Source organism: Chamaesiphon polymorphus CCALA 037, from assembly GCF_003003845.1.
Taxonomy (GTDB): Bacteria; Cyanobacteriota; Cyanobacteriia; order Cyanobacteriales; family Chamaesiphonaceae; genus Chamaesiphon; species Chamaesiphon polymorphus.
This window is the reverse complement of the sequence record NZ_PVWO01000367.1, coordinates 1-5,935: the sequence shown is the minus strand read 5'-3', so window position 1 is coordinate 5,935 and position 5,935 is coordinate 1. Positions and strand designations below refer to the sequence as shown.

Genomic DNA, 5,935 nt, shown 5'->3' with positions numbered 1-5,935 from the left:
GGCGTATCCCGCCGAGTCGTAGATTTTGAGATTTTACCCGTCTCGATTTTAGGTCGTCCCCGCGTCGATGTTACCTTGCGAATTTCTGGTTTCTTCCGCGATGCGTTCCCCAATTTAATCGACTTATTCGATAATGCTGTCAAAGCTGTCGCTGCATTAGATGAAACCCCAGCACAAAATCCAATAGCCGATCGAGTCCAGCAAGAAATCGCGACTTGGCAACAACAAGGACTAACATTAGAAGAAGCGGCAACTCGATCGCAATACCGAATTTTTGGCTCCAAACCTGGTGCCTATGGTGCCGGATTGCAAGGCTTAATCGAATCGCAAAATTGGGAAACTGAAGCAGATTTAGCCCAAGCTTATATCAATTGGAGTGCCTACGCTTATACCAATAAAGCCGAAGGCATCGCCGCACCCGAAGCATTTAACCAACGCTTGGGAAATATGCAAATCGTCCTCCAAAATCAAGACAATCGCGAACATGACTTACTCGACTCTGACGATTATTATCAATTTCAAGGTGGTTTAACCGCCGCCATTAAACAAGTCTCTGGCAAAGCCCCCGAAGCCTATTTCGGCGATAATTCTCGCACCGAAAATCCCAAAGTTCGCAAACTTACAGAAGAAATTGACAGAGTATATCGATCGCGTGTCGTCAACCCCAAATGGATCGCCGGAGCTATGCGCCACGGCTACAAGGGAGCCTCAGAAATGGCCGCGACGTTAGATTTCTTATTTGCCTACGATGCCACGGCTAATTGCGTCCAAGACTTCATGTATAAAGGTGTGGCGGATGCTTATTTATTCGACGAAACGGTTCGAGAATTTATCGAACAGAATAACCCATGGGTGCAGCGAGATATGGCAGAAAGGTTACTCGAAGCAAATCAGCGGGGTTTGTGGGAAGATGTAGAACTGGGGACATTGGAGAGGTTAAAATTGATAGTAAACGAGGCTGAAGGTGTGATTGAATCTCAGGGCAATCTTATAGAATTTTAACCTCATAGGCATGGAAAACACAGCATAGCGGTTCTATGTCGAGCAAGGTACGCTCTCAAACTCAAAGCTTCTACCTGCAAAGGTTTAGCGGCAACTCACTAGTGCCCTGAGACGACGAAATACTTATCAACATTAATTTTTCTTACAATCAATACTCAGTTTGAGAAATTTGTGGGTTAAGGTTGTTAAATTAAGCGTGTTTTTGTGTAGTAAGGATTAACCCGAGACCTGATATATGACTGATCCTATTGTTACAATTGCAGCAGCAGAGATTCTCAAGCTTGCCTTTAACGAGTTCATCAAGACTAGTGCTGGGGAAGCTGCAAAAAAGCTTACAGGCGAAGCTTTTACTAAAGCAGAGGAACTACGTCAGAATGTTGTGGAATGGTTTAAAAACAAGCAGGATATAAAGGCAGAAAAGGCAATTACTGCAATTCAAGAGCGAGGTTCTCTTGAAGCATTGAATAAACTTGCTACTTATTTAGATGACGAAATGGAGATAGAGCCAATTTTCGCGCAAAATTTACAGAAAGTTGCTCATCAAATCATTAGTATACAATCTCAATTTGCTTCCAATCGACAAAATATTAACTACGGTCGGGATCAGATTAATATCGAACATATCCAAGGCAATCCTAGAATTGGTGGGTCATACCCATGACTAGGCAGAACAACAACTATGGACGAGATCAGTTTAATATTGAAAATCTTCACTTTAATCCAGCTATTACTGGACAAAAACTGTTTGCGAATGGACTCCAATTTTTGAATCAGCGAGATTATAAGCAGGCTAGTGTTGCAATGAGTGAGGCAATCAATGTCGATCCATCAATGTATGATGCTTACTATTACTTTGCAATTGCGCTGTTGAGCGGAAACAGACCTAAAAAAATTGATGAATGGACGATTAGAGATATTGAAGAAAAATTGAGCATTGCCATTAATAGAGATAGTGAAAATTTAAAATGCTATACACTATGGGCGATAGTAAAGTATGGTTTTTACACCATGAACAGATTTATAGAAAAGCCACCAACATCAGATCAACTCTTCAAGAAGGGTGAATCAATACAGTACGAACATGCAAGGGAGATTTTATATCATTTAAACGATCCTCTCAATCCTTACTGGGTGCATCTCTACAACAAGTTTGGACAACTTAACTAAAAAAGAATTGATTTTATGAAAATGACTAGTTCTATCAATCGGGCTGAAGCAGTCCGTAAATATTTCACAACAACTCCAGCTAAACCTGTCGAGCCTGACTATTCAAGCAATAAGAATAAGATGGTTATGGGAGGTGGGTTAATTGTTGTAACATTAATTCTTTTTTTATCAAATCAAGGACTTCTCGTTTTGCTAGGTATAATTTCAGGATACTTCGGATTCAAATTGCTTAATGATGGATTCTCCAAGTACTCAAGACATAAAAAAGAGTATGAAAAAGCTTATGAGAGATACGAAAAAGATTATGAAAGAGCAATGCCTAAACCATCAGATAAGGAAATGGATCAATGGCTGGAAATTGACATACAAAAAATCGTTGATGAATCTTTGAAAAGACTTGATTTGGAACATGATGATTGCAAGTCAAACCCTTTATGGATTGGAGGCCCTGCGACAGGGATAACAGACATAAAATATGCCGAAGGGGAAGACAAAAAAACTCGATATTCACATTTCAATATTCTAGTTGTTTTTTTAACTGAATATCATGTAGCTACTTATCAATGCGACAACGAGATGTATCATGGTCAAACAATAAGTGATAAAACACAAGAATTTCCCTATAGAGAAATTACTAATCTTGGAACACAAACCATTAAAGAGAGAATTCACCTCCGTGGTGATACTTTAGAATCAGAGAGTGGTATGCAAGAATTTATGCTTGCAACCAGTGGAGCAAACGTAATTAGAGTAGCTTATAAGTTTGCACGGAATGCAGATTATGAGGGAGAACTAGTTAAGATTGGTGGAGAGCATACAATTGCAGCTATCCGAAAAAAACTTGAAGATTACAAAAAGAAATATGAAAGATAAGCTTTTATGTATTAACCAGCCACACCACTCACACCAACAACATCTAACTCTCTAATTTGGTGCCGATCGATCGCCTACTATAAGCTACGCGATCGACAGCCATTATGATAGTATGTAAGCACGTACCGTACCAAGATTTCGAGTTTATCCTCCAATGTCAGAAGAACGCTTAGAGCAAGTCGAACAGAAGCTAGATAGTCTGATTAGTGCAATCCAGACAGGATTTGGTAGCTTTGAACGCCAATTGAACGATCTCCGTAGCGATAATAGACAACTTTCCACCGACATCCAACAAGTTTTAGAACGGTTAAAAAAGGTCGAAGAACGGGTGCAAATTATCGATAGCCGCATTAACACGATCGATCTACGTTTGGCGGGGATATCTAGTACTGGGCGGCATAAATAGCCATATGATTAAAGGAGAGATTGTTCCGAGCAAGTAGTACAAATTATGCCAAAACTTGAAGCCGTCAAGATCGACTTGAGTGATACCCAAGTGCAAGAGCTGGAGCAGTTACTCAGACGAGCAAGTACACCACAACAAATCGCCTTACGGGCAAAAATCATCCTACGGGCGGCAACTGGGTTAAGTAATGTAGAAATAGCCCAAGAATTAGGAGTGAGCATCGAGATGAGTCGTCGATGGCGACAGCGGTGGCAGGAATTGGCGGTGACAGAAGTACCAGTGTTAGAAAGGCTCAAAGATGAATCGCGACCAGGTAGTCCTGGCACTTTCACAATGGAACAGATTACTCAACTATATGCAATCGCCTGTTGCCCACCAGAGCAGTATGACCGCCCCATCAGTCATTGGAGTGCCAGAGAGTTGGCATTAGAACTAGTCAAACAAGGGATAGTCACATCGATTAGCGAGCGACATGTAGGCAGATTACTCCAAGAAGCAGACCTGAAACCTTACCAGAGTAATTACTGGTTGAATCCCCCCCCGACCATCAATTCAAGCCGAAAGTCGAAGATGTTTGTCAAGTCTACGAACTAGCACCAGCAAGAGCACTGGCGGGAGAAGTGACATTGAGCCTAGATGAAATGACTGGAATTCAAGCTTTAGAACGGACAATGCCAGACATTCCCATGAAACCAGGACGTTGTGTCAAACGGGAATTTGAATACATTCGGCATGGTACTCAGACCTTAATTGCCAGCTTTAATGTTGCCACTGGAGCTATCGACCTGGCTACGGTAGGAGATCCACGTACCGAGCAGGACTTGGCAGCTCATGTAGGCAAATTGATTGAGCAATCGCCCGATGCAACTAAATACCATTTGGTCATGGACTGTCTGAACACTCATCAGTCTGAAGCATTAGTTCGTCTGGTCGCTAACCTAGAACCAGTGCCGATTGAATTGGGTTGCAAAGGCAAATCGGGCATTCTCCATTCGATGATTACTCGCTCTGAGTTTTTGGCAGACCCTACTCATCGCCTAGTGGTGCATTTCACTCCCAAGCATTGTTCGTGGATGAATCAAATTGAAATTTGGTTTGGGATTCTCGTGCGAAAGCTGTTGCGAAGGGGGAATTTCACTAGTACTGAAGCTCTAAAAACTCGCATCTTAGAATTCGTAGAGTACTTTAATCGCACAATGGCAAAGCCGTTCCAGTGGACTTACAAAGGCAAGCCATTGTGTAATTGAAATACGGCTTTATTTATGCCGCCCAGTACTAGTGACATTCTTGGATTACAAACCGAGCAAATTCGCATTAAAGAATATCTCTTCAATCGTCCTCAATAGAAATGTCGATCTAGCAGGAGGAAATTGCCCACCTGCTAGATTTTAGATATTAAAAATATCGACTCAGATATATTTAGACCGAGTAAATAACTAAAGTAATATTGCAGTTAATTAGCAATCTTGAGTAATTCGACATCAAAAATTAGCGTTGCATTGGGTGGAATTACCCCGCCAGCACCCGCAGCACCATAAGCCAAATTAGATGGAATAGTTAACTTCCTACGTTCGCCGACTTTCATCGTGCTCAAAGCTTCGTCCCAACCAGGAATTACTCTTCCTTCACCTACCGGAAAACTAAAAGGTTGACCGCGATCGCGAGAACTATCAAACTTGGTACCATTTGTGAGCGTACCAGTATAGTGAACGAAAACTGTTTGTCCTTTTTTGGGAGTAGCACCTTTACCAGCTTTAAGTACGGTATATTTTAAGCCAGAAGAAGTAGTAATTGTTTTGGCACTCTTGCTGACTGTTAAGGCAATTGTATTTAGAACTGGCTGTTGACGTGCAGAATTACTAACGGCGATCGCACTGGTATTAATAATCGCCATATGCAAAAATGTACTCAAAGTACCAGCACCGAGCATTCCAATAGAACCAACTAAAATTTTTCTCATTAATGCACCTCAATTTCTAGTTACCCACCATATCACAAATTAATCTCGGTATGGCAAAAATAGACGATCGATGGAGGAATGGCGCGGATCGCGATCGCTTTTAGTCTGACTTTACCGCTGAGGAATATTCGACCATTGAATTTCTCTGCCTTCTTTATCGATTACTACGCATCTACCGATATTTTCTTGTCGGCGATCGGCATAAACTAAGGTGCAACCAGTATGATTTTTATAAGGTTTACTCATAATTACTTGCTTGAAATTAGCAGTATTTCGATCGCATAGTTGTGTGTCACCAGAAAAATCACCTTTGCCGATATTGAAGACAGATAGTAGACTGCAAGGGATAAGGTAAGTACTAAGAGATTTTTGTTCGTTTCGATTTTACTTCTCGATCGATATCTCGATTACGATTGAATTGGGGTTGAATGAGTAATTTAACAGCTCGATACTCACGGTTCGCTCATTTTGGAGAGAGGTAGTCAAATTGGGTTAAAGTTTGACAATGAGCAAGCCTGTAACCTTAA

9 protein-coding genes are annotated in these 5,935 nt (G+C 41.3%); 7 read left to right on the top strand and 2 right to left on the bottom strand.

Translation table 11 applies throughout. The features are described 5' to 3' along the window. The 7 genes from C7B77_RS21885 to C7B77_RS21855 form a co-directional block, all read left to right on the top strand. Window positions 1-1,002 (top strand): cobaltochelatase subunit CobN (locus C7B77_RS21885; RefSeq protein ID WP_181243960.1); only part of this gene is annotated, 1,002 nt, incomplete at its 5' end. Window positions 1,003-1,237: 235 nt separating this feature from the next. Further along, window positions 1,238-1,663: a hypothetical protein gene (locus tag C7B77_RS21880; protein WP_106309849.1), complete on the top strand. Its 426-nt coding sequence runs from the start codon at window positions 1,238-1,240 to the stop codon at window positions 1,661-1,663. Beyond that, window positions 1,660-2,169 carry a tetratricopeptide repeat protein gene (locus C7B77_RS21875; RefSeq protein WP_106309846.1) on the top strand — a complete coding sequence of 170 codons (510 nt, stop codon included), beginning with the start codon at window positions 1,660-1,662 and terminating at the stop codon, window positions 2,167-2,169. The genes C7B77_RS21880 and C7B77_RS21875 overlap by 4 nt, the downstream gene beginning before the upstream one ends. 15 nt (window positions 2,170-2,184) lie before the next feature. After that, window positions 2,185-3,042, top strand: a complete 858-nt coding sequence (locus C7B77_RS21870) for a hypothetical protein (RefSeq protein WP_106309843.1) — start codon at window positions 2,185-2,187, stop codon at window positions 3,040-3,042. Between the two features lie 154 nt (window positions 3,043-3,196). Further along, window positions 3,197-3,448 (top strand): hypothetical protein, encoded by a 252-nt coding sequence (locus C7B77_RS21865; protein WP_106309840.1) that lies wholly within the window; start codon window positions 3,197-3,199, stop codon window positions 3,446-3,448. A gap of 45 nt (window positions 3,449-3,493) precedes the next feature. Continuing rightward, the gene (locus C7B77_RS21860) at window positions 3,494-4,042 is read left to right on the top strand and encodes a helix-turn-helix domain-containing protein (protein ID WP_106309837.1); all 549 of its coding nucleotides are present in this window, start codon (window positions 3,494-3,496) and stop codon (window positions 4,040-4,042) included. Between the two features lie 47 nt (window positions 4,043-4,089). Then, window positions 4,090-4,695: a transposase gene (locus C7B77_RS21855; RefSeq protein WP_106309835.1), complete on the top strand. Its 606-nt coding sequence runs from the start codon at window positions 4,090-4,092 to the stop codon at window positions 4,693-4,695. Between the two features lie 206 nt (window positions 4,696-4,901). On the opposite strand, the gene C7B77_RS21850 is transcribed toward C7B77_RS21855, so the two are convergent. Together C7B77_RS21850 and C7B77_RS31505 are read right to left on the bottom strand one after the other, a co-directional pair. After that, a complete protein-coding gene (locus C7B77_RS21850; protein ID WP_106309832.1) occupies window positions 4,902-5,408 on the bottom strand; it encodes an FKBP-type peptidyl-prolyl cis-trans isomerase in 507 nt (168 codons plus the stop codon). Window positions 5,409-5,519: 111 nt separating this feature from the next. Continuing rightward, window positions 5,520-5,654 (bottom strand): hypothetical protein, encoded by a 135-nt coding sequence (locus tag C7B77_RS31505; RefSeq protein WP_281261380.1) that lies wholly within the window; start codon window positions 5,652-5,654, stop codon window positions 5,520-5,522. Window positions 5,655-5,935 lie beyond the last annotated feature (281 nt).

Coding starts and splice junctions, on each gene's coding strand:
- C7B77_RS21880 (WP_106309849.1), top strand. CDS start 1,238: ATGACTGATCCTATTGTTACAATTGCAGCAGCAGAGATTCTCAAGCTT.
- C7B77_RS21875 (WP_106309846.1), top strand. CDS start 1,660: ATGACTAGGCAGAACAACAACTATGGACGAGATCAGTTTAATATTGAA.
- C7B77_RS21870 (WP_106309843.1), top strand. CDS start 2,185: ATGAAAATGACTAGTTCTATCAATCGGGCTGAAGCAGTCCGTAAATAT.
- C7B77_RS21865 (WP_106309840.1), top strand. CDS start 3,197: ATGTCAGAAGAACGCTTAGAGCAAGTCGAACAGAAGCTAGATAGTCTG.
- C7B77_RS21860 (WP_106309837.1), top strand. CDS start 3,494: ATGCCAAAACTTGAAGCCGTCAAGATCGACTTGAGTGATACCCAAGTG.
- C7B77_RS21855 (WP_106309835.1), top strand. CDS start 4,090: ATGACTGGAATTCAAGCTTTAGAACGGACAATGCCAGACATTCCCATG.
- C7B77_RS21850 (WP_106309832.1), bottom strand. CDS start 5,408: ATGAGAAAAATTTTAGTTGGTTCTATTGGAATGCTCGGTGCTGGTACT.
- C7B77_RS31505 (WP_281261380.1), bottom strand. CDS start 5,654: ATGAGTAAACCTTATAAAAATCATACTGGTTGCACCTTAGTTTATGCC.